Annotated in this window: 11 protein-coding genes; 4 read left to right on the top strand and 7 right to left on the bottom strand. The window is 65.7% G+C overall.

The features are described from left to right. Window positions 1–6: 6 nt before the first annotated feature. Complete coding sequence (gene ccoN / locus ACI2KG_RS09100; protein WP_404661645.1) at window positions 7–1431, bottom strand: cytochrome-c oxidase, cbb3-type subunit I; 1425 nt, start codon at window positions 1429–1431, stop codon at window positions 7–9. Window positions 1432–1481: 50 nt separating this feature from the next. Here ccoN and ACI2KG_RS09095 point away from each other — a divergent pair, with 50 nt between their 5' ends. Next, a complete protein-coding gene (locus ACI2KG_RS09095; protein WP_404661644.1) occupies window positions 1482–2177 on the top strand; it encodes an alpha/beta family hydrolase in 696 nt (231 codons plus the stop codon). Between the two features lie 142 nt (window positions 2178–2319). Here ACI2KG_RS09095 and ACI2KG_RS09090 read toward each other — a convergent pair whose 3' ends face one another. Next, complete coding sequence (locus tag ACI2KG_RS09090; protein ID WP_054894773.1) at window positions 2320–2604, bottom strand: pyrimidine/purine nucleoside phosphorylase; 285 nt, start codon at window positions 2602–2604, stop codon at window positions 2320–2322. A 74-nt stretch (window positions 2605–2678) separates the two neighbouring features. Then, entirely contained in the window at window positions 2679–3230 is a 552-nt protein-coding gene (locus tag ACI2KG_RS09085) for an exonuclease domain-containing protein (RefSeq protein ID WP_404661643.1), read from the bottom strand. Between the two features lie 171 nt (window positions 3231–3401). Here ACI2KG_RS09085 and ACI2KG_RS09080 point away from each other — a divergent pair, with 171 nt between their 5' ends. Continuing rightward, window positions 3402–4202 (top strand): substrate-binding periplasmic protein, encoded by an 801-nt coding sequence (locus ACI2KG_RS09080; RefSeq protein ID WP_404661737.1) that lies wholly within the window; start codon window positions 3402–3404, stop codon window positions 4200–4202. A gap of 63 nt (window positions 4203–4265) precedes the next feature. Then, the gene (locus ACI2KG_RS09075; RefSeq protein WP_404661642.1) at window positions 4266–5279 is read left to right on the top strand and encodes a GNAT family N-acetyltransferase; all 1014 of its coding nucleotides are present in this window, start codon (window positions 4266–4268) and stop codon (window positions 5277–5279) included. 88 nt (window positions 5280–5367) lie between these two features. On the opposite strand, the gene ACI2KG_RS09070 is transcribed toward ACI2KG_RS09075, so the two are convergent. Further along, complete coding sequence (locus ACI2KG_RS09070) at window positions 5368–5898, bottom strand: RNA polymerase factor sigma-70 (protein ID WP_400614056.1); 531 nt, start codon at window positions 5896–5898, stop codon at window positions 5368–5370. 984 nt (window positions 5899–6882) lie between these two features. Here ACI2KG_RS09070 and ACI2KG_RS09065 point away from each other — a divergent pair. Then, window positions 6883–19836: a non-ribosomal peptide synthetase gene (locus ACI2KG_RS09065; protein WP_404661641.1), complete on the top strand. Its 12954-nt coding sequence runs from the start codon at window positions 6883–6885 to the stop codon at window positions 19834–19836. A gap of 322 nt (window positions 19837–20158) precedes the next feature. Here the strand turns inward: ACI2KG_RS09065 and dsbG are convergent, their stop codons facing one another. From dsbG to dsbD, 3 genes are read right to left on the bottom strand one after another with little or no spacing between them, the layout of a single operon-like run. Further along, on the bottom strand, window positions 20159–20917 hold the full coding sequence (dsbG, locus tag ACI2KG_RS09060) for a thiol:disulfide interchange protein DsbG (protein ID WP_404661640.1): 759 nt from the start codon (window positions 20915–20917) through the stop codon (window positions 20159–20161). Window position 20918: 1 nt separating this feature from the next. Continuing rightward, a complete protein-coding gene (locus ACI2KG_RS09055) occupies window positions 20919–21755 on the bottom strand; it encodes a prolipoprotein diacylglyceryl transferase family protein (RefSeq protein ID WP_404661639.1) in 837 nt (278 codons plus the stop codon). Then, window positions 21755–23470, bottom strand: a complete 1716-nt coding sequence (gene dsbD, locus ACI2KG_RS09050; RefSeq protein WP_404661638.1) for a protein-disulfide reductase DsbD — start codon at window positions 23468–23470, stop codon at window positions 21755–21757. Before dsbD ends, ACI2KG_RS09055 begins: the two co-directional genes overlap by 1 nt. Window positions 23471–23700: the final 230 nt, after the last annotated feature.

Below are 23700 nucleotides of genomic sequence, written 5' to 3'. Positions count from 1 at the left end.
GTCTCCTCAAGCCAGCTGGGCGTTCGCAGGGGCGACATCTAGCGCCGGCGAACGCACGGTGCGCCAGGTGTTCCAGGCCATCAGGAACATGCCGCTGAGGAAGATCGCACCACCGACGAAGCGCACGATGAAGCCTGGGTGGCTGGCCACCAAGGTTTCCACGAACGAGTAGGTGAGCGTGCCGTCGCTGTTGACCGCACGCCACATCAGGCCTTGGGCGATGCCGTTGACCCACATCGAGGCGATGTACAGCACGGTGCCGATGGTGGCCAGCCAGAAGTGCGCGTTGATCAGGCCGATGCTGTACATGCGCGCCTTGCCGAACACTTTCGGGATGGTGTGGTACAGCGCGCCGATCGAGATCATGGCGACCCAGCCGAGGGCCCCGGCGTGTACGTGGCCAATGGTCCAGTCGGTGTAGTGGGACAGGGCGTTGACGGTCTTGATGGCCATCATCGGGCCTTCGAAGGTGGACATGCCGTAGAACGCCAGCGACACCACCAAAAAGCGCAGGATCGGGTCGCTGCGCAGTTTGTGCCAGGCCCCCGACAGGGTCATCATGCCGTTGATCATGCCGCCCCAGCTTGGCGCCAGCAGGATCAGCGACATCACCATGCCCAGCGACTGTGCCCAGTCGGGCAGGGCGGTGTAGTGCAAGTGGTGCGGGCCGGCCCAGATGTACAGGGTAATCAGCGCCCAGAAGTGCACGATCGACAGGCGATAGGAATACACCGGGCGTTCGGCCTGCTTGGGCACGTAGTAGTACATCATCCCCAGGAAGCCCGCGGTCAGGAAGAAGCCCACCGCGTTGTGGCCGTACCACCACTGCACCATGGCGTCGGTGGCGCCGGCATACACCGAGTACGACTTGGTCAGGCTGACCGGCAGTTCCAGGTTGTTGACCACGTGCAGCATCGCTACGGTGAGGATGAACCCGCCGAAGAACCAGTTGCCCACGTAGATGTGCTTGGTGTTGCGCTTCATCAGCGTGCCGAAGAACACGATGGCGTAGCTTACCCAGACGATGGTGATCAGGATGTCGATCGGCCATTCCAGCTCGGCGTATTCCTTGGAGCTGGTGTAGCCCAGTGGCAGGCTGATGGCCGCCAGCAGGATCACCAGTTGCCAGCCCCAGAAGGTGAACGCGGCCAGGCCCGGTGCGAACAGGGTGGTCTGGCAGGTGCGTTGCACCGAATAATAGGAAGTGGCAAACAGCGCGCAGCCGCCGAAAGCAAAGATCACCGCATTGGTATGCAGGGGGCGCAGGCGGCCGAAGCTGGTCCAGGGGAGGTCGAAGTTGAGGGAAGGCCAGGCGAGCTGGGCGGCAATGAAGACGCCGAGCCCCATCCCGACGATTCCCCACACCACCGTCATGATGGCGAATTGGCGGACCACCTTGTAGTTATAGGCGGTACTGCTGGTTGTGTTCATGTATGGGTTCCCATCCACGGTTATTTGGCAGGCTTTACAGCGAGGCAAGCATGATTAATGGGCAAAGTGCCGGTATTGACGGGGATCAATGGGCGAAGGTCGGAAATGTCCCAGGCTTGCGCTGCGATCTTCCGCAGGTTGAAGGTAAGGACGGCTACAAGGGCTGCCTGATCCTGGCCCATGGCGCAGGGGCGCCGATGGACAGCGGGTTCATGGACGAAATGGCGCAAAGGCTTGCGGCACTTGGGGTAGCGGTGGTGCGCTTCGAGTTCCCGTACATGGCCGAGCGCAGGGTTGGCGGCGGCAGGCGGCCGCCGAACCCGCAGAAGGTATTGCTGGAATGCTGGCGCGAGGTGTACCGGCATGTGCGACCTTTGGTCGCGGGCAAGTTGGCGGTGGGCGGCAAGTCCATGGGCGGGCGCATGGCCAGCCTGCTGGCCGACGAACTGGGCGCGGACGCGCTGGTGTGCCTGGGGTATCCGTTCTATGCGGCGGGCAAGCCAGAGAAGCCGAGGGTTGAGCACCTGGCTGAATTGAAGACGCCGACGTTGATCGTGCAGGGTGAGCGCGATGCGCTGGGTAACCGCGAGGCGGTGGCGGGTTATACGCTGTCGCCGGCGATCGAGGTGAGCTGGCTAGTGGCGGGGGACCATGACCTGAAGCCGCTGAAGGCTTCAGGGTTCAGCCATGCGCAGCATTTGCAGGCGGCGGCGCAGGAAGTGGCCAGTTTCTTGGCAGACGTATGACGTGTAGGAGCGGCCTTGTGTCGCGAAAGGGCTGCGAAGCGGCCCCAGGTTTTCAGCTTCGCAGCGTGAACTGCCGGGGCCGCTGTGCGGCCCTATCGCGACACAAGGCCGCTCCTACAACGAGCGTGCCCGCAGCAGTGAATCAGTCGCGGTACTCGCACAGGTAAGCGGTATCCACCTTCACCTGCAGCTGGAACTTGCTGTCCGCTGGCACATTGAACTTGTCGCCGGCATTGAAGGTTTCCCAGTTGTCGCTACCTGGCAGCTTCACGATCAACGCACCCGACACCACGTGCATGATTTCACGCTTGGCAGTGCCGAACTCGTATTCGCCCGGTGCCATCACGCCGACAGTGGCGGGGCCTTCTTCGCCCGCGAACGCGATCGACTTGACGGTGCCGTTGAAGTACTCGTTGACCTGGAACATGGGCGACTCCTGAAAAAGGGGGATGAAAAAGGGCTGGCCAGTATGCCCAAGCCCACAAGCCCCGTCATCTGCTTTCAGGCACCGTCGGCGGGCAGGCTCAAGGGCAACAGCCGCGCCGTATTGCGCGCATCTTCCAGGGCTCGGTGCTGCTGCCCGCAAAAGTGCATGCCGGCCAGCTGCAAGGCGCCGTTCAGGCCGGCAGGGCGCTGCAGGTGGCGGGCCTTGGCGAAGCGTTGCTTGAGGTTGATGTGCGGCAGGGTTCGCAGCAGGCTGTCGAGCCCGTGCTGTTGCCACTCCTGGTGCAATTGCTGGCGGTCGTAGTCGCCCCAGCTGACCCAGGCTTGCAGGTGCTCGCGGTGGTGCCCGAGCCAGCGCTCGAAGCTTGCCCACACCTCGCGAAACGGCGCGGCGCTGTCAACGTCGGCCTGGCTGATGTGGGTCAGCTCGCGGCAGAACGGGGTCAGTTGCGGTCGCCGCCGTGGCCGCACGAAACGCTGGAAGTGGTCGACCTCACGGCCCTCGCGGGTGGCCAGGCTGGCACCTATTTCAATGACTTCCATCTCTGTGACCGGCCACCCACCCTCATCGGTGGTGGCTTCCAGGTCGATCACCAACCAATGGCCCATACCAGGCTCCCTTGCAGATCCTGCTAGAGCGTAGCCAAAGTCGGGGCATACGGCACCCCGTGGCATTTTGCCGCCTGCTTTGGCGCAAAGAGCAGGCGCCAGCAGTTGTGCCGTCCCGGGAAAACGCCTAGCTTAAGCGGACCCAGGCATGAACCGTGATGAGTGTCCGTCTTGACTCCAGCGCCCGGCCTCAAGGCCCTGTCCACCCTGATGCTGCTGGCCGTGTACTGGCTGGCGGTGCCGGCATGGGCTGCCGACGCGATCGAAGTCAGGGTTGGTGCTGCGCATTTTCCGCCGTATACCGTGCGCCCCGAGCAGGGCGCCGACACCGGCCTGTTGCCGCAACTGATCGACGCGCTCAACCGCATGCAGCAGGCTTACCACTTCGTGCTGGTGCCCACGTCCATCCAGCGGCGCTTTGGTGATTTCCAGCAGGGCCGTACCGACATGGCCATTTTCGAAAACCCGCAATGGGGCTGGCAGCAGATTGCCCACCAGAGCGTGGACATGGGCCTGGAAGACGCCGAAGTGTTTGTCGCGCGTCAGGCCAACGGGCGTGACCCGCATTACTTCGACGACCTGAAGGACAAGCGCCTGGCGCTGTTCAATGGCTACCATTATGCGTTCGCCGGCTTCAATTCCGACCCGGGCTACCTGCGCAAGGCCTACAGCGCGACGCTGACCTATTCGCACGACAGCAACCTGCTGATGGTGCAGGCAGGTCGTGCCGACATCGCCCTGGTCACGCGGTCCTACCTCAGCGATTTCCTGGCGCGTAATCCGGCCAGCCGCACGCAGTTGGTGCCTTCGCAGCGTATCGATCAGGTTTACCACCACTATGCGTTGTTGCGCCCCGATGCCCCTATCGGCGAGCAGTCATTTGCCGACCTGCTGCGCGGCCTGCGTGACAGTGGTGAGCTGGCGCGCATATTCGAGCCTTACCGCATCACCGTCAGTGTGCCCAAGGACTAAATTCCCGCCCGGCGGCATCGTTCTCGACAGTGAGCCTTTTCTTCATTTTCGCGAGACAAGCCCATGCCCTTCGATGCCGCTTCGCAGCCACAGTCACCGCCACGCTGGCGCAGCCTCAGTGCCGAGGAGGGCGACAGCTGGCTGAGCCTGACCCTTGAGGGCCGCCCGCTGATCCAGGTGCGCCTGGAGGCGGGTGCCACCGTGCATGTTCACCTTGAAAGCCTCTGCCCCGAGCGCCCCTACCAGGCATTATGGGCTGCCTGCTATTGGCTGCTGTCGCGCGACACGGCCCGCCAGCGCCTGGCCTGGCACTTGCCCGAGGCGCTGCCGCAGGCATTGGCCAGTGGCCTTTTGCTGGTGGCTGAACAGCCTGGCCAATACCTGTGCGAGCGGGCGCTGTTCTGGCAATTGCCACAGCCGTGGTTGGGCGATGCGGTGGCTGCGGTGTACCCACAGCAAATGCAGATCAGCAACGGCAAGCGCCACCCGCGCCGCGCGCCCAAGCCCCGTGGTGAGGTGTACCGGCGTTTCGATGCGCGCCTGGGGAGCTGGGTGTCGCTGCGCACCCTGGAAATCGAGCATGACCTGGAGCGCTTCAACCGCTGGCAGAACAACCCACGGGTAGAAGCGTTCTGGCAGGAGGGCGGCACGCTGGCGCAGCACCGCGAGTACCTGGCCAAGCTTGAAGCCGACCCGCATACCCTGACCTTGATCGGTTGCTTTGATGACCAGCCGTTTGCCTACTTCGAGGCGTATTGGGCCAAGGAAGACCGCATTGCGCCGTTCTACCCGGTCGATGACTACGACCGCGGCATCCACATGCTGGTAGGCGAGGAGAGCCACCGCGGGCCGCACAAGGTGGCCAGCTGGCTATCGGCGCTGGTGCATTACCTGTTCCTGGATGACCCACGCACCCAGCGGGTGGTGGCTGAGCCGCGTGCCGACAACGGCAAGATGATCGGCTACATGCACGACCAGTGTTTCCATTGCGACAAGGAATTCGATTTCCCGCACAAACGGGCGGCGCTGATGATTCTGGGGCGGGAGCGGTTTTTCGATAGATGCAAGCTCGCCTGATGGCGAGAGCTACAAGCTACAAGCTACAAGAAAAGCAAGGGCAGAACGCGATTGGTTTTTGCTTGCAGCTTGCAGCTTGCAGCTATCTTCAAACCTGCCGGTTGGCGGTCTTGCGGCAATGCACCAGCGCATCGCGGATCATGAAGTTGACCAAGGTCGGCGACACGCCCAGCTCCTTGGCAATGTCCTTCTGCGGTACGCCATGCAGGCGGTACATCTCGAAGGCATAGCGGGTACGCTGCGGCAGCTCGTTCAGCGCCTGTGCAATGTCGTCCAGCGCCGCCAGGTTGATGTGAGTGGCTTCGGGCGAGGCGTTCTGGATGACCACATTCAGGCCTTCCTCCTCGCTGCCGGAGTACTTCAGCTCCATCGCCTGTTTGCGGTAATGGTCGATCGCCAGGTTGCGCACGATCTGGAACAGGTAGCTCAACTGCGCCTTGAACGACGAGGTGATCTGCGGCGCGGCGCTGAGCCGGAAGAAGGCGTCCTGCACTACATCTTCGGCGCGAGAACGGCAGCCGGTAATGCGGGCAGCGATCTTGACCAGGATGCTGCGGTTGTCGACGAAGGCCTGCAGTAATGGTGAATCGCACTTACTTGTGGATAGTTGTTCCGCCATGGAAATCACCTTGTCACAGAGGGGAAAGGAGGCACCCAAGGCTGGGAAGCTTCCTACGACGTGCGACAAGCTATTCAGAATGATAATGATTGTCAAATGCGAAATGTAATTAGTATCTGCATCTTTCGGTTCTAAGGGGTTGGGTGGTGGGGGTGGGCTAGGGGGGCTGGAAGGTGTCTGCCTTGAGGAGGTGCCAGGGCGATAGGTGCCTGCCTTGAGAGAGTGTCAGGGCAACAAGGTGCCTGTCATGAGAGAGTGTCAGGGCAACAAGGTGCCTGTCATGAGAGGTGTGCCGCCTGAGAGATCGAGCGCCGCCCGCGCGGCGCTTCGCGGGGCAAGCCCGCTCCCACATCTGTTTCGGGCCAGTCCCTCCTGTGGGGGCCACCTCTGTCCGCCTTGTTTGTTCCCTTGGATATCGGCTGCGGCGCTGCTTTTCTTCGATTTCTTGTCATGCACCAAGGGTGCGCGCGCCTCTGGCACAGGAATAACTGGCCCGAAACAGATGTGGGAGCGGGCTTGCCCTAATGCCAGTCAGTTAAGACTGCCGGGGCTGCTGTGCAGCCCATCGCCGGCAAGCCAGCTCCCACACCGACCGCATCGGATTCAAGCCATGCGCCATATTGTGGGAGCCTGGCTTGCCGGCGATGGGCCGCAACGCGGCCCCAAATTGCTTAACTGACCGGCATTAGGGCTTGCCCCGCGAAGCGCCGCGCGGGCGGCGCTCGATCTCTCAGGCGGTACACCTCTCATGGCAGGCACCTTGTTGCCCTGACACTCCCTCAAGGCAGGCACCTTCAACCTAGCACTCTCTGCAAGGCAGGCACCTATCGCCCTGACACTCGCTCAAGCCAGCCACTTTCCAACCCCGCTAATTTCTCCCCCCGCCCATCCGTTCCCCTGTGTACATCCCCGGCCGCCAACCGCTGCCCGCCCACGTTCGCGGCGCAGCCGGCACGCCCCAACAGACACTGGCAGGAACACCCCATGACGGACGCCTTCGAACTCCCGCTCTCGCTGGTCCAGGCCCTGGCGCAACGCGCCGCGCAGACCCCGGACAAGATCGCCCTGCGCTTTCTCGCCGACGTCCCCGGCGAGCAGGCCGTGCTCAGCTACCGGGACCTCGACCAGCGTGCGCGCACCATCGCCGCGGCCTTGCAGGCGCGCGCCAGCTTTGGTGACCGTGCCGTGTTGCTGTTCCCCAGCGGGCCAGACTACGTGGCGGCGTTCTTCGGCTGCCTGTATGCGGGCGTGATCGCGGTGCCGGCCTACCCGCCAGAATCCGCCCGCCAACACCATCAGGAGCGTTTGCTGTCGATCATCGCCGACGCCGAGCCGCGTCTTCTGCTGACCGTGGCGGCGTTGCACGACAACCTGCAGGGCCTGGAAGCCCTGGCAGCGGACAACGCGCCCGAGCTGCTGGCCGTGGACGGCCTGGCCCCGATGCTGGCCGCGAACTGGCGTGAACCGGCGCTCAAGGGCGAAGACATTGCCTTCCTGCAGTACACCTCCGGCTCCACCGCACTGCCCAAAGGCGTGCAGGTCAGCCATGGCAACCTGGTGGCCAACGAGCAACTGATCCGCTGTGGCTTCGGCATCGACCTCAACCCCGACGATGTGATCGTCAGCTGGTTGCCGCTGTACCACGACATGGGCCTGATCGGCGGCCTGCTGCAGCCGATCTTCAGCGGCGTGCCCTGCGTGCTGATGTCGCCGGGTTACTTCCTGGCCCGGCCGCTGCGCTGGTTGCAGGCCATCAGCGAGTACGGCGGCACCATCAGCGGCGGCCCCGACTTCGCCTACCGCTTGTGCAGCGAGCGGGTCAGCGAGGCTTCGCTGGCCGGGCTCGACCTGAGCCGCTGGCGCGTGGCCTATTCCGGCTCCGAGCCCATCCGCCAGGACAGCCTGGCCACCTTCGCCGACAAGTTCCAGGCCTGCGGTTTCGACCGGCAAAGCTTCTTCGCCAGCTACGGCCTGGCCGAAGCCACCCTGTTTGTCAGCGGCAGCCGCCGTGGCCAGGGTATCGCGGCGCTGGAGCTGGACGCCGAAGCCCTCGCCGCCAACCGCGCCGAGCCCGGCAAAGGCAGCGTGCTGATGAGCTGCGGCTACCCGCAACCGGGGCATGCGGTACGCATCGTCGAGCCGCAACAGGCGCACGTGCTGGGCGACAACCAGGTCGGTGAAATCTGGGCCGGTGGCCCGAGCATCGCCCGGGGCTACTGGCGCAACCCCGAAGCCAGCGCCCGTTCCTTCGTCGAGATGGACGGCCAGACCTGGCTGCGCACCGGCGACCTGGGCTTCATGCGTGACGGCGAGGTGTTCGTCACCGGGCGCCTGAAAGACATGCTGATCGTACGCGGGCAGAATCTCTACCCGCAGGACCTGGAAAAAACCCTCGAGCGCGAAGTGGAGGTGCTGCGCAAAGGTCGGGTGGCGGTGTTTGCCGTGGAGCACCAGGGCGAGGAGAGCATCGGCGTGGCGGTGGAGATCAGCCGCAACGTGCAGAAAGCCATCAAACCCCAGGAACTGATCAAGACCCTGCGCCAAGTGATCGCCGACGCCTGCCGCCAAGCGCCAGCGGTGGTCCTGCTACTCAACCCCGGCGCACTGCCGAAAACCTCCAGCGGCAAGCTGCAACGCTCAGCCTGCCGCCTGCGCATGGACGATGGCAGCCTGGATTGCTACGCCCGTTTCCCTGACGCAAGCGAGGCCGTTGCCGCTGAGGCAGCAAGCGATGAATTGCAGGCACGCATCGCCGCTGTGTGGCGCGACATCCTGAAGGTAGAGGCGGTGGCGGCAGACGACCACTTCCTGCTGCTGGGCGGCAACTCCATCGCCGCCACCCAGGCCACTGCGCGCCTGGCCGATGAGCTGGGCATCAACCTCAGCCTGCGCACCTTGTTCGAAGCACCGGTGCTGGCCGACTACAGCAATGCCGTGGCCGCGATACTCGCCGAAGGCGGTGCACAGGCGGCAGCTATCGCCAGCCTTGAACGCGGCCAGGCGCTGCCCCAGTCGCTGGCGCAAAACCGCCTGTGGTTGCTGTGGCAACTGCAACCGCAATCGGCGGCCTACAACATTCCGGCCGGCCTGCACCTGCGTGGCGAGCTGGATGAAACTGCCCTGGAAGCAGCGTTCCAGGCATTGGTGGCGCGCCACGAATCACTGCGTACCGTGTTCAGTGAAGAGGGCGGCCAGGCGCTGCAGCACGTGCTGGCGCAGCAGCCTTTCAACCTGGCCCGCCTGAACTTCGAAGGCCAGGCGCCCGAACAGGTCACCGCCCAACGTGAAGCCGAGGCCCGCCAGCCGTTCGAGCTGACTCAAGGCCCCTTGCTGCGGGTGACCCTGGTTCGACTGGACGAGGAAGACCATCAGCTGTGGGTGACCTTGCACCATATCGTTGCCGATGGCTGGTCGCTGAACATCCTGCTCGACGAGTTCGCCAAACTGTACGCGGCCCACTGCCAAGGCCTGCAGGCGAACCTGGCACCGCTGCCCCTGGGTTACGCCGACTATGGCCAGTGGCAGCGCCAGTGGCTGGCCGACGGAGAAGCCGAGCGCCAACTGGACTACTGGAAGGCTCAGCTGGGCGATGACCTGCCGGTGCTCGACCTGTGTACCGACCACCCACGTGCCAGCCAGCGCGAGCACAGCGCTGCGCGTTTCAACCTGAAGGTGCCCGCCAAGCTCGGCAACGCGCTCAAGGGCCTGGCCCGCGAGCAGCAGGCCAGCCTGTTCATGGTCCTGCTGGCCGGTTGGCAGGCATTGCTGCAACGCTACAGCGGCCAGGCCGATATCCGCGTCGGTGTGCCCAACGCCAACCGCCCGCGCCTGGAAACCCAGGGCATGGTCGGCTTCTTCATCAACACCCAGGTGCTTCGCGCACAGCTCGATGGCCGCTTGCCGTTCACCCAGTTGCTGGCCCAGGTGCGCCAGGCCACCCTGCAGGCCCAGGCCAACCAGGACCTGCCGTTTGAACAACTGGTCGAAGCCCTGCCCGAAGCCCGCGAACAGGGCCTGTTCCAGGTCATGTTCAACCACCAGCAGCGCGACCTGTCGGCGCTGCGCCGCCTGCCGGGCCTGCTGGCCGTGGAACTGCCGTGGCACAGCCGCGAAGCCAAGTTCGACTTGCAGCTCCACAGCGAAGAAGACCACCAGGGCCGCCTGAGCCTGGCCTTTGACTATGCCAGCGAACTGTTCGACGCCAGCACCATCAAGCGCCTGGCCGGGCATTTGCTGGCGCTGCTGGAGCAGGTGTGCGCTGCGCCGCAACGGGCGCTGGGCGAAGTGCAATTGCTCGACGAGGCGGGCCGCGCCCAGCTGCTGGGTTGGGGCCAGGCAGCGACCGCTGCGCCACAGCAGCTGCTGGTCGAGCAACTCAATGAGCAGGCACGCCTGACCCCGCAGCGCACCGCGCTGGCGTGGGAGGGCGGCAGCCTGGATTACGCCGAGCTGCACCAGCAGGCCAACCGCCTGGCCCACTACCTGCGCGACAAGGGCGTCGGTCCCGACACCTGTGTAGCGATTGCCATCGAGCGCTCGCCGCAGTTGCTGGTCGGCCTGCTGGCCATTCTCAAGGCCGGTGGCGCCTATGTGCCGCTGGACGTCGATTACCCCGCCGAACGCCTGGCCTACATGCTTGCCGACTGCAATGCCGGCCTGCTGCTGAGCCACAGCAGCCTGCTGGGCAAGCTGCCCCAGGTCGACGGCGTCAGCGCCATCGCCCTCGACCAGTTGCACCTGGACAGCTGGCCCAGCCATGCCCCTGGCCTGCACCTGCACGGCGACAACCTGGCCTATGTGATCTACACCTCCGGCTCCACCGGCCAACCCAAAGGCGTGGGCAATACCCACGCGGCGCTGGCCGAGCGCCTGCAATGGATGCAGGCCACCTATGCGCTGAACGACAGTGACGTACTGATGCAGAAGGCGCCGATCAGCTTCGACGTGTCGGTGTGGGAGTGCTTCTGGCCATTGGTCACCGGCTGCAAACTAGTGCTGGCCGGCCCTGGCGAACACCGCGACCCGCAGCGTATCGCCGAACTGGTCCAGGCCCATGCTGTGACCACGCTGCACTTCGTGCCGCCGCTGTTGCAGGTGTTCGTCCAGGAGCCGCAGGCGGCTGCCTGTAGCAGCCTGCGCCGGGTGTTCTCGGGTGGCGAAGCGTTGTCTGCTGCGCTGCGCAACCGCGTACTGCAACTGCTGCCGCAGGTGCAACTGCACAACCGCTACGGCCCGACCGAAACCGCCATCAACGTCACCCACTGGCACTGCCAGGCCACGGACGGCGAGCGCTCGCCCATCGGCCGCCCGCTGGGCAATGTGTTGTGCCGCGTGCTTGACGACGAGCTTGAACTCACTGCCCCAGGCGTGCCGGGCGAGCTATACCTGGGTGGCGCGGGCCTGGCCCGTGGCTACCTGGGCCGCCCTGGCCTTACCGCCGAGCGTTTCGTGCCCCAGGCCGACGGCAATGGCCAGCGCCTGTACCGCAGCGGCGACCGTGCCCGTTGGCAGGTACAACTGGAGGCGCTGGAGTACCTCGGCCGCCTTGACCAGCAGGTGAAGGTGCGGGGCTTCCGCGTCGAACCCGAAGAGGTGCAGGCGTGCCTGCTGGCGCAGGCCGGTGTCGAACAGGCACTGGTGCTGATCCACATGGACGCCGTTGGCGCGCAACTGGTCGGCTACTACAGCGGCAGTGCCCAGCCCGAAGCCTTGTTGGCGCCGCTGGGTGAACAGTTGCCGACGTACATGGTGCCGGCGCAACTCATCCCGCTGGCACACATGCCACTGGGCCCTAGCGGCAAGGTCGACCGCAAGGCGCTGCCGGCGCCGGTGTGGCAACAGCGTGAACACGTCGAGCCGCAAAGCGAACTGCAACAGCAGGTCGCCGCCATCTGGCGCGAAGTGCTGAACCTGCCGCGCGTCGGCCTGCAGGACGACTTCTTCGCCCTCGGCGGCCACTCGCTGCTGGCCACCCAGATCGTTTCCCGCAGCCGCCAGGCCTGCGACGTCGAGTTGCCGCTCAAGGCGCTTTTCGAAGCCAGCGAGCTGGGCGCCTTCTGTGCCGAGATCGCGCGTATCCGCGCTGCCGGCGAACACAACCTGCAAGGCGAAATCACCCGCGTCGACCGGCGCCAGGCGGTGCCGCTGTCGTACTCGCAGCAGCGCATGTGGTTCCTCTGGCAAATGGAACCGGACAGCCCGGCCTATAACGTCGGCGGCATGGCGCGCCTGCGCGGCACCCTGCATGTGGACGCCTTCGAGCGCGCGTTGCAGGCGCTGATCGTGCGCCATGAAACCCTGCGCACCACCTTCCCCAGCATCGACGGTGTGCCGTACCAATGTGTAGCCGCAGACAGCGGCCTGCACCTGGACTGGCAGGACTTCAGTGCATTGCCTGCCGATGCCCGCCAGCAACGCTTGCAACAGCTGGCCGACGACCAGGCGCACCAGCCGTTCGACCTGGAGCGCGGCCCGCTGCTGCGTGCCTGCCTGGTCAAGGCCGAGGAGCGCGAGCACGTCTTCGTCCTCACCCTGCACCACATCGTCACCGAAGGCTGGGCCATGGACATCTTCGCCCGCGAACTGGGCGAGCTGTACGAAGCCTTCGTCGATGACCGCGAATCGCCGCTGGCGCCGCTGCCGGTGCAGTACCTGGACTACAGCGTGTGGCAACGGCAATGGCTGGAAAGCGGCGAGGGCGCTCGCCAGCTGGCCTACTGGAAAGGCCGCCTGGGTGATGAACACCCGGTATTGGCCTTGCCCGCCGACCGCCCGCGCCCGGCAGTACAGAGCCACCAAGGCGAGCTGTACCGCTTCGAGCTGGACCCGGCGCTGGTCGAGCGCGTGCATGCCTTCAACAGCCAGCGTGGCCTGACCCTGTTCATGACCATGACTGCCACCCTGGCCGCTTTGCTGCACCGCTACAGCGGCCAGCGCGACCTGCGCATCGGCGCGCCGGTGGCCAACCGCATTCGCCCGGAAAGCGAAGGCCTGATCGGCGCCTTCCTCAACACCCAGGTGCTGCGCTGCGAGCTGGACGGGCAAATGACCGCCAGCGCGCTGCTGGAGCAGATGCGCCAGGCCGCGATCGAAGGCCAGTCGCACCAGGACCTGCCGTTCGACCAGCTGGTGGAGGCCCTGCAGCCGCCACGCAGCAGCGCCTACAACCCGCTGTTCCAGGTGATGTGCAACGTGCAGCGCTGGGCCTTCCAGCAAAGCCGCACGCTGGCCGGCATGCAAGTGGATTACCTGGTCAACGACGCCAGTGCCACCAAGTTCGACCTGTACCTGGAGGTGACCGACCTTGATGGCCGCCTGGGCTGCTGCCTGACCTACAGCCGCGACCTGTTCGACGAGGCGCGCATCGCGCGCATGGCCGAGCACTGGCAACACCTGCTGGTCGGCCTGCTCGACAACCCGCAACAGCGCCTGTGCGAGCTGCCGATGCTGGGCAGCGCCGAGCAGCAGGTGCTGGTCGGCCAGTTGCAGGGCGAGCACGATTTCGACCTCGGCCAGACCCTGCACGGCCTGTTCGCGGCCCAGGCCGCACGCACGCCGCGGGCGGGTGCACTGACCTACGCCGGCCAGCACATGACCTACGCCGAACTCGACCAGCAGGCCAACCGCCTGGCCCGTGCCCTGCGCGAGCGCGGTGTCGGCCCGCAGGTGCGGGTGGGCCTGGCGCTGGAGCGTTCGCTGGAAATGGTCGTCGGCCTGCTGGCCATCCTCAAGGCTGGCGGCGCCTATGTGCCGCTGGACCCTGAATACCCGCTCGACCGCCTGCGCTACATGATCGAAGACAGCCGCATCGGCCTGCTGCTGACCCAGCGCGGGTTGCTGCAAACCCTGGGCGAGCTGCCCGAGGGCGTGGCGCGCTGGAGCCTGGAAGACGACGCTGCCAGCCTGTCGGCTTACAGCGATGCACCGCTGGATAACCTCAACCTGCCGCAACACCAGGCGTACCTGATCTACACCTCCGGCTCCACTGGCAAGCCTAAGGGCGTGGTGGTCAGCCATGGTGAGTTCGCCATGCACTGCCGGGCGGTGATCGCCGAATTCGGCATGCGCAGCGATGACTGCGAACTGCATTTCTATTCGATCAACTTTGACGCAGCCAGCGAGCGCCTGTGGGTACCGCTGCTGTGCGGTGCCCGCGTGGTGCTGCGTGCCCAAGGGCAGTGGGGAGCCGAAGAAATCTGCCAGCTGGTGCGCGAGCAGCAGGTGAGCATCCTCGGCTTCACCCCAAGCTATGGCAGCCAACTGGCGCAACATTTGGGCGGGCAGGGTGAACAACTGCCGGTACGCCTGGTGATCACCGGTGGTGAAGCATTGACCGGCGAGCACCTGCAGCGCATTCGCCAGGCCTTTGCCCCGCAGCAGTTCTTCAACGCTTATGGGCCGACCGAGACTGTGGTCATGCCGCTGGCCTGCCTGGCGCCTGAAGTGCTCCCGGCGGAACTGGGCAGCGTGCCGATCGGCCGCGTCATCGGCAGCCGCACGGCCTACATCCTCGACGAAGACCTGGCCTTGTTGCCGCAGGGTGGGATTGGCGAACTGTATGTAGGGGGTGCCGGCCTGGCGCAGGGCTACCACGATCGCCCGGGCCTCAGCGCCGAGCGTTTCGTCGCCGACCCGTTCAGCCGCGAAGGCGGGCGCCTGTACCGCACCGGCGACCTGGTGCGCCTGGGCACGGATGGCCTGGTCGAGTACGTTGGCCGTGCCGACCAGCAAGTGAAGATTCGAGGTTTTCGCATCGAGCTGGGCGAAATCGAAAGCCGCCTGCAGGCGCATGCCGATGTCGACGAAGCCGTGGTACTTGCCCTTGATCTGCCCGGTGGCAAGCAACTGGTGGGCTACCTGGTGTGCAAGCAGGCCGCTGCCGACAATGTGGCGCAAAGCCTGTTGCGCGAGGCGGTGAAAGCCGATGCCCGCCAGCACTTGCCGGACTACATGGTGCCTGCGCACCTGGTGTTGCTCGACAGCCTGCCGCTGATGGGCAACGGCAAGCTCGACCGCCGCGCACTGCCGCTGCCGGACCTTGAGCAGGCACGCCAGCAATACCAGGCACCTGGCAACGAGGTGGAAGCACAGTTGGCGCAGATCTGGCGCGACGTGCTCAACGTTGCCCAAGTCGGTGTGCAGGACAATTTCTTCGAGCTGGGCGGCGACTCGATCCTGTCGATCCAGGTGGTCAGCCGCGCCCGTCAGGCCGGTTTGCAGTTCACCCCGCGTGACCTGTTCCAGCACCAGACCATTCAGACCTTGGCCACCGTGGTACGGCACAGCGAGGCCGCCAGCAGCATCGACCAGGGCTTGCGCCAGGGCCAGATCGGCCTGACGCCGATCCAGCATTGGTTCTTCGACAGCGAAGTGCCACAGCTGCAACACTGGAACCAGGCGGTCCTGCTGGAGGCGCGCCAGCCGCTGGATGAAGCGCTGCTTGAACACGCCTTGGCGGCGCTGGTGCAACACCACGACAGCCTGCGCCTGCGCTTTGCCGAGGCGGCTGGCCGCTGGCAGGCCGATTATGCCCCGCCCGGCGTCGAACAACTGCTGTGGACCGCCACGGTCGCCGATTTTGCCGATTGCCAGGCGCTGTACAGCGATGTGCAACGCAGCCTCGACCTGCACCAGGGCCCGTTGTTGCGTGCCTTGCTGGTGGCTGACGGGCAGGGCAGCCAGCGTTTGTTGCTGGCGATTCACCACCTGGTGGTCGATGGCGTGTCGTGGCGAGTACTGCTGGAAGACCTGCAAGCGCTGTACCGTGGCCAGCCACTGCCGGCCAAGACCCACGCCATGGGTGACTGGGCTGCGCGCCTGGCCAGCTATGCCGGCAGTGATTCGCTGCGCGACGAATTGGGCTGGTGGCAGGGCCAGTTGGGGGGTGTGCGCCGCGAACTGCCGTGCGACCACCCGCAGGGCGGCAACCTGCACCGGCATGCCCGCACTCTGGCCATCGGCCTGGACACAGAGCAGACCCGGCAGTTGCTGCAACAGGCCCCGGCGGCCTACCACACCCAGGTCAACGACCTGCTGCTGACCGCGCTCGCGCGGGCGGTGTGCCGCTGGAGCGGTGACGAAGCCGTGCTGGTGCAGCTTGAAGGGCACGGCCGCGACGGGTTGTTCGAAGACATGGACCTGACCCGCAGCGTTGGCTGGTTCACCAATGCCTATCCACTGAGCCTGCGCCCGTTGCCAGGGGATGACGATGCGGCGCGGGGCGGTTCGCTCAAGCGCATCAAGGAACACCTGCGCCAGGTGCCGCACAAAGGCCTGGGTTACGGCGTACTGCGCTATCTGGCCGATGATGCCGGGCGCGAGCAGATGGCGGCCTTGCCGCAGGCACGCATCACCTTCAACTACCTGGGCCAGTTCGATCAGCAGTTCGACAGCGCGGCCTTGTTGCAGCCGCTGGATGCGCCGGCCGGTCTCGCCCATGACCTTGATGCACCGCTGCCCAACTGGCTGAGCGTCGATGGCCAGGTGTATGGCGGTGCCCTGCAACTGCGCTGGACCTTCAGCGCCGAACGCTATGACGAGCAGACTATCGCCAACCTGGCCGAAGCCTACCGGCAGGAGCTGCTGGCGCTGGTCGCGCATTGCCTGGCCGAGGGCAACGGCAGCTTCACCCCGTCGGACTTCCCGCTGGCGCACCTGACCCAGGAGCAGATCGACGCACTGCCGGTACCGGCTGCGCAGATCGAGGATGTCTACCCGCTAACTCCGATGCAGGAGGGCATGCTGCTGCACACCCTGCTGGAGCCGGGCACCGGCCTGTACTACATGCAGGACCGCTACCGCATCAACAGCGCGCTCGACCCCGAGCGCTTCGCCCTGGCCTGGCAGGCGGTGGTGGCGCGCCACGAAGCACTGCGCGCCTCGTTCAGCTGGAACAGCGGCGAAGCGATGCTGCAGATCATCCACAAACCGGGCAACCTGGCGGTCGACTACCAGGACTGGCGCGAGCTTGACGCCGATGCTCAGGAGCAGCGCCTGCAAGCCCTGCACAAGCAGGAGCGCGAAGCCGGCTTTGCCTTGCTCAGCGAGGCACCGTTCCACCTGCGCCTGGTGCGCGTGGCAAACGAGCGCTACTGGTTCATGATGAGCAACCACCACATCCTGATCGATGCCTGGTGCCGCTCGCTGCTGATGAACGACTTCTTCGAGGTCTACCAGGCGCTCGGCGAAGGCCGCCAGGCGCAATTGCCGGTGCCGCCGCGCTACCGCGACTACATTGGCTGGCTGCAACGCCAGGGCCTGGACGATGCGCGTGCCTGGTGGCAGACCAACCTGGCCGGGTTCGAGCGCGCCACGGCGCTCCCCAGCGACCGCCCATTGCGGCATGACCACGCCGGCAGCGGCATGGTCGTCGGCGATTGCTACACGCGCCTGGAGGTCAGCGAAGGCGTGCGCCTGCGCGAACTGGCCCAGGCCCACCAGCTGACCGTCAACACCTTTGCCCAGGCGGCCTGGGCGCTGGTGCTGGCGCGCTACAGTGGCGACCGTGACGTGGCCTTTGGCGTGACCGTGGCCGGGCGCCCGGTGAGCATGCCGCAGATGCAGCGCACCGTTGGCCTGTTCATCAACAGCGTCGCCCTGCGCGTGCAGTTGCCGGTGGCCGGTGAGCGCTGCAGCGTGCGCCAGTGGCTGCAAGGCCTGCTGCAAAGCAACATGGAATTGCGCGAGTACGAGTACCTGCCGCTGGTGGCGATTCAGGAATGCAGTGAGCTGCCCAAGGGCCAGCCGCTGTTCGACAGCCTGTTCGTGTTCGAGAACGCACCGGTGGAAACCGCCGTGCTCGACCATGCCCAGCACCTGAACGCCAGCTCGGACTCCGGCCGTACCCACACCAACTTCCCGCTGACCGCGGTGTGCTACCCAGGCGATGACCTGGGCCTGCACCTGTCGTTCGACCAGCGCTACTTCGACTACCCGACCGTTGAACGCCTGCTGGCCGAGTTCAAGCGCCTGCTGCTGGCGCTGGTACAGGGCTTTGATGGCGAAGTGGGCGAACTACCGTTGCTCGGCGCGGAAGAACAGCGCTTCCTGCTGGAAGATTGCAACCGCACCGCGCGGGCTTACCCACTGGAGCAAAGCTACGTCGCGCAGTTCGAGGCGCAGGTTGCTGCGCACCCGCAGCGCACCGTGGCCCGCTGTCTGGAAGCCGCCTATGACTACGCCGGGCTGAACCTGGCGGCCAACCGCCTGGGCCATGCGCTGATCGCGGCGGGGGTGAGCGTGGACCAGCCGGTGGCACTGTTGGCCGAGCGCGGCTTGCCGCTGCTGGGTATGATCGTCGGCAGCTTCAAGGCCGGCGCCGGCTACCTGCCGCTGGACCCGGGCCTGCCGGCAGCGCGCCTGCAAAGCATCATCCAGCTCAGCTGCACGCCGGTGCTGGTGTGCAGTGCGGCCTGTGCTGAGCAAGGGCGGCAGTTGCTGGGTGAGCTGGAACTGGCGGCACGGCCGCAGCTGCTGGTTTGGGAAGACATCCAGGCCAGCGCCGTTGCCAGCCACAATCCCGGCATCCACAGCGGGCCGGATAACCTTGCCTATGTGATCTACACCTCAGGCTCCACCGGCCTGCCGAAAGGGGTGATGGTCGAGCAGCGCGGCATGCTCAACAACCAGCTGAGCAAGGTGCCGTACCTGGCGCTCAGCGAGCAGGACGTGATCGCCCAGACTGCATCGCAGAGCTTCGACATTTCCGTGTGGCAATTCCTTGCTGCGCCGCTGTTCGGCGCCAAGGTGGAGATTGTGCCGAACGCCATCGCCCATGATCCGCAGGGCCTGCTGGCGCATGTGCAGGCCACCGGCATCACCGTGCTGGAAAGCGTGCCGTCACTGATCCAGGGCATGCTCGCCAACGACCATCAGGCGCTCGACGGGCTGCGCTGGATGCTACCGACCGGCGAAGCCATGCCGCCGGAGCTGGCGGCGCAGTGGCTGCAACGTTACCCGCAGATCGGCCTGGTCAACGCCTATGGCCCGGCGGAGTGCTCGGATGACGTGGCGTTCTTCCGCGTCGATGCCGCCTCGACCCGTGGCAGCTACCTGCCAATTGGCACGCCGACCGACAACAACCGCCTGTACCTGTTCGGCGATGACCAGGGGCTGGTGCCGCTGGGCGCGGTGGGCGAGTTGTGCGTGGCCGGCACTGGCGTGGGCCGTGGCTACGTTGGCGACCCGGTACGCACTGCAATGGCGTTCATCCCACACCCGTATGGTGCACCGGGCGAGCGCCTGTACCGCACTGGCGACTTGGCGCGGCAGCGCCCGGACGGTGTGCTGGAGTACGTCGGGCGTATCGACCATCAGGTGAAGATTCGCGGTTACCGCATCGAGCTGGGTGAAATCGAAGCCCGTCTGCACGAGCAGGCGGACATTCGCGATGCCGCCGTGGGCGTGCAAGAGGGCGTCAATGGCAAGCACCTGGTCGGTTATCTGGTGGCGCACCAGGGCGCCAGTGCCGATGCGGCATTGCTGGAGCAGGTCAAGCAGCGGCTGCGTGCCGAATTGCCGGAGTACATGGTGCCGCTGCACTGGGGCTGGTTCGACAGCCTGCCGCACAACGCCAACGGCAAGCTCGACCGCAAGGCCCTGCCGGCCATCGACATTGGCGGCCAGCACAGTCAGGCCTACCAGGCGCCACGCAACGAGCTGGAAGAGGTATTGGCGGGTATCTGGGCCGATGTGCTCAAGGCTGAGCGGGTCGGCGTGCACGACAACTTCTTCGAGCTGGGCGGGCATTCGTTGCTGGCCACGCAGATCGCCTCGCGGGTGCAGAAGCAATTGCAGTTGAACGTACCGTTGCGGGCGATGTTCGAGTGCAGCACAGTGGAGGAACTGGCCGCGTATGTGCAGGGGTTGCAGGGCAGTGCGCTGGATGACGACAAGGTCGACCGGTTGAGTGACCTGATGGCGGAGTTGGAGGGGTTGTAGGGGGAGGGTTTGCAGGGCTTGCCTTGAGGTTTGCAGGGTGGCGGAAATCGAGCGCCGCCCGCGCGGCGCTTCGCGGGGCAAGCCCGCTCCCACATTTGTTTCGGGCCAATCATTCCTGTGAGAGCACCTTGCCCGCCTTGTCTGTTCTCTTCGATATCGGCAGCGCCGCTGCTCTCCATCAATCTCCAGCCATGCACCAGGGCGCGGGTGCGGAGGAGGCAGGAAAAACTGGCCCGAAACAAATGTGGGAGCGGGCTTGCCCCGCGAAGCGCCGCGCGGGCGGCGCTCGATTTTTGCATCACAGCAACACTCACGACATGCGCTAGCGCTTGCCCAGAATCTTGCCCAACATCTCCGGCCGCGGTGCCCCTTGCTGGCTCTGCAGCTGGCCTTGCTCATCCTGATAAAAAATCGCCGGGGTGGCCTGTAAGCCCATCTCTTCCATCAATGCCATGTTCGCCGCCAGCTTCTGCTGCACGGCGTCCGGCACCTTGTCCAGCGGCTTCAGGGTACTGGCCTTGCCGGCCTTTTCATGTTGCTGCAATGCCTTGGCCGGGTCTTTCGCCGCCAGCAGCGCTGCCGACTTACCCGGGCTGTCCTCGCGGATGATGCCGACCATGATATGGCGCAACTGCACCTTGCCCGACTCCACCCACGGCCGCGCCTGTTCCCAGAACATGTTGCAGTACGGGCAGTTCGGGTCGCTGAACAGGTACACCTTGCGCGGCGCGTCATCCTTGCCGTCGGCGATCCACGCGGTTGTCTCCATCTTCGCCCAGATCTCCTTGCTCATCGGCGCATACACCAGCTTTTCCAGCGGCTCGGCACTCAAATCCCTGCCCTGTTCATCGAACAGGCTGCCGACCAGCACGTGCTTGCCGTCGGGGGTCAGGTACAGGGCCAGGGCGTTGTTCTGGTACTCGGCGGCATAGCCGCGCAGGCCGTCGGGCGCGTCGAAGCTGCCCTTGATCACGGCACCTTTGGCCTGCAGTTGCTGAACCGCCTTGGGCAGTTCTTCGGCTTGCAGCGCAGGGGCGGCCAGCAGGGCCAGGGACAGGGGCAGCAGTGCAGTCAATCGCATGTCAGTTTCCTTGTGCGGCAGGGGCGGGCGCGATGGCCCGGTCGAAAGGTTCCAGAGCGTGGCGCAGGCTGGCCCGGGACAGCTCGCCGAGGTGGCTGCCGACCAGCCGCCCGTCAGCGTCGTAGAACAGTGTGGTAGGCAGGGCCATGGAGCCGACGCGCTGGGCCAGCAGGCCGGTGCCGTCGAACAGCACGTGGGTCAGGCTCAAGCCGGTGGTGGCGAGGAAGGTGCTGACGTTTTCCGGGGTCTCGCCCTGGTTGACGAACAGGAAGGTCACGTGCGGGTAATCGCTCTGCGCCTGTTGCAGCACCGGCATTTCGCGGCGGCACGGCGGGCACCAGGTGGCCCAGATGTTGATTACCAGCGGCTTGCCGCGGTAGCTGTGCAGCGCTACCGGTTGGCCGCCAGCATTGCGCAGGCTCAGTTCGGGCAGTTCGGTACCCTTGCTGTACAGGTGCCCGCCAAAGCTGGCCAGGCCCCAGAACAGCGCACCGCTGAACAGCGCCCAACCCAGCGGGCGACGCAGGCCAGGTTGGCGCCAGCCTTGCCACAGGGCAGCGAGCACGATGCCAGCCAGGCCCGACCAGAACAGAAAGCCGCCATCGCGGATATCGATGATCTGCAGCGGGTCGCCCTGGTACATCGGCCAGTAGGCCAGCACGAAGCCTGCGCGGGCGCACAGCAGGCCGATCAGGAACAGGTTGAACAGTGCCGATTCCGGGCTTTCGCCGCCACGCCGGGCGACCCACCAGCCGACCACGCTGGCGATCACCAGGGCGGTGAGCATCAACAAGTGGTTGAGGGCCATGGTCAGGGGCCCGAGGGTAACGGTGAGCATCAGCCTTGGCTCCTGGTCTGGGCCCAGTGTTGCTGGAACGCGGCCGCATCCACTTCACCGGTGATGCGCCGCGCGCGGCGTTCTTCGCCTTCCGGGCCGATCCAGATCATGCTCGGCGGGCCGGGCACCTGGTAGCGCTGCAGCAGGGCCTTGCTGGCGGGGCTGTCGGCGGTCACGTCCAGGCGCAGCAGGTGCACGCCGGCCAGGCCGGCTTGCACGTCGCTGCGGGCGAATACCTGTTTTTCCATGACCTTGCACGACACGCACCAGTCCGCATAGTAGTCGAGCATCACCCACTGGCCACGGGCCTTGGCTGCATCCAGCTCACGTTGCAGGTCTTCGGGGCGGCTGACGGTGACGAAACTGTCTTCGGCGTGCTGGCTGGCGACCGGCGTGCCGGCGCCACCGGCAAATGGGCGCAGCGGCTGCCACAGGTCGTCGCCCCCGGCGGCCGCACCGACCAGCAACAAGCCGCCCCACAGCGCGCCCAGCAGCGGCACCGCACGCAACGCCGGCAGCCGTTGCAGGGCCGGCCAGGACGCCCAGGCCAAGGCGATCAACCAGGCGCCGCTTAACGCGAGCAGCAGCGCGGCGGGCAGCAGGCTGCGCAGGGTGTACAGCGCCATGGCCAGGAACACGAAGCCGAATACAGCCTTGACCCGGTTCATCCAGGCGCCCGGGCGTGGCAGGTAGCGGTTGCCCAGGGTGACCAGCAACAGCAGCGGCACGCCCATGCCAAGGCCGAGGGTGAACAGGACCAGCGCACCTTGCACCACGTCGCCGCTCTGGGCGATGTACAGCAGCGCGCCGGCCAACGGCGCGGTCATGCACGGCCCCATCAGCAGGCCGGACAACGCGCCGAGCAGCGCCGCGCCATACAGGTTGCCGCCACGGGTGCCTTGCCCGGCGCGGTCCAGGCGGTCGCGCAGGGCGGCAGGCAGTTGCAGTTCGAAGGCGCCGAACATGGGCAGTGCCAGCAGCACGAACAGCCCCGCCAGGCTGCCCAGCAGCCAGGGTTGCTGCAGCCACGCCTGCAGGCTGGCACCCAGCAGTGCGGCAACCACACCGAGGGCGGCGTACACCAGGGCCATGCTCAGCACATAGACCCCGGCCAGCAGCCAGCCACGGCGGGCGCTGGCGCCGTTGCCCAGCACCAGCCCGGCAAGGATCGGCAGCATCGGCAGCGAGCACGGGGTAAAGGCCAGCAGCAGGCCCAGGCCGAAGAATGCCAACAGGCTCCAGGCCAGGTGGCCCTGTTGCAGGCCGCTGGCCAAGGCCTGGTCGCTGGCTTGCTCGGCGGCCGGCGCTACGCTGCCGCCCAGGTCGATCGCGGTGGTTTGCGGCGGGTAGCACAGGCCGGCATCGGCACAGCCCTGCCAGCCCAGGCGCAACTGGCCTTGGGCGTTGGCCGGCAGCAGCAGTTCGAGCTGCTCGCGGTACACCGCGCTGTCACCGAAGAATTCGTCGTGGTGGTTGAGCGCCGGGGGCAGTTGCGGGTGCTGCTCGGGCGGCAACCCGTCGAACTTCAGGCGCTTCTGGTACAGGTAGTAGCCCGGCTTGATCTGGAAGTACAGGCGCATCTGGCCATCGGCCTGGCGCTCGTGGGTCAGCACGAAGGCCTGGTTCACCGGCAGGAAGTCGGGTTTTACGTCGAACGGGTTGGCCTGCAACGGGCCGGCCAGAAGTAGTGTGAGGAAGAGCAGGAGGACGCGCATGTCTTCGCCTTGGCAGATCTAGGAATGGGGCCATGCTGGATGGGGTTGATTAAATGAAGGTTAACGGTGGTTTTGGGGGGAGTGGGGGGCGCGTTAGGGCTTGCAGGTGTTTGACGGGGGATTTTTAGCGCCTGGGAGATCGAGCGCCGCCCGCGCGGCGCTTCGCGGGGCAAGCCCTAATGCCAGTCAGTTAAGACTGCCGGGGCTGCTGTGCAGCCCATCGCCGGCAA

The sequence above is a fragment of the Pseudomonas sp. NPDC089407 genome, from assembly GCF_044900445.1.
Lineage (GTDB): Bacteria > Pseudomonadota > Gammaproteobacteria > Pseudomonadales > Pseudomonadaceae > Aquipseudomonas.
This window is presented reverse-complemented; position numbering and strand designations above follow the sequence as displayed.

What these genes read in the sequence shown, in the direction of transcription:
- ACI2KG_RS09075 (WP_404661642.1), top strand. Translation starts at nt 4,266, where the DNA reads ATGCCCTTCGATGCCGCTTCGCAGCCACAGTCACCGCCACGCTGGCGC.
- ACI2KG_RS09095 (WP_404661644.1), top strand. Translation starts at nt 1,482, where the DNA reads ATGATTAATGGGCAAAGTGCCGGTATTGACGGGGATCAATGGGCGAAG.
- ACI2KG_RS09090 (WP_054894773.1), bottom strand. Translation starts at nt 2,604, where the DNA reads ATGTTCCAGGTCAACGAGTACTTCAACGGCACCGTCAAGTCGATCGCG.
- ACI2KG_RS09085 (WP_404661643.1), bottom strand. Translation starts at nt 3,230, where the DNA reads ATGGGCCATTGGTTGGTGATCGACCTGGAAGCCACCACCGATGAGGGT.
- dsbG (WP_404661640.1), bottom strand. Translation starts at nt 20,917, where the DNA reads ATGCGATTGACTGCACTGCTGCCCCTGTCCCTGGCCCTGCTGGCCGCC.
- ACI2KG_RS09065 (WP_404661641.1), top strand. Translation starts at nt 6,883, where the DNA reads ATGACGGACGCCTTCGAACTCCCGCTCTCGCTGGTCCAGGCCCTGGCG.
- dsbD (WP_404661638.1), bottom strand. Translation starts at nt 23,470, where the DNA reads ATGCGCGTCCTCCTGCTCTTCCTCACACTACTTCTGGCCGGCCCGTTG.
- ACI2KG_RS09055 (WP_404661639.1), bottom strand. Translation starts at nt 21,755, where the DNA reads ATGCTCACCGTTACCCTCGGGCCCCTGACCATGGCCCTCAACCACTTG.
- ccoN (WP_404661645.1), bottom strand. Translation starts at nt 1,431, where the DNA reads ATGAACACAACCAGCAGTACCGCCTATAACTACAAGGTGGTCCGCCAA.
- ACI2KG_RS09070 (WP_400614056.1), bottom strand. Translation starts at nt 5,898, where the DNA reads ATGGCGGAACAACTATCCACAAGTAAGTGCGATTCACCATTACTGCAG.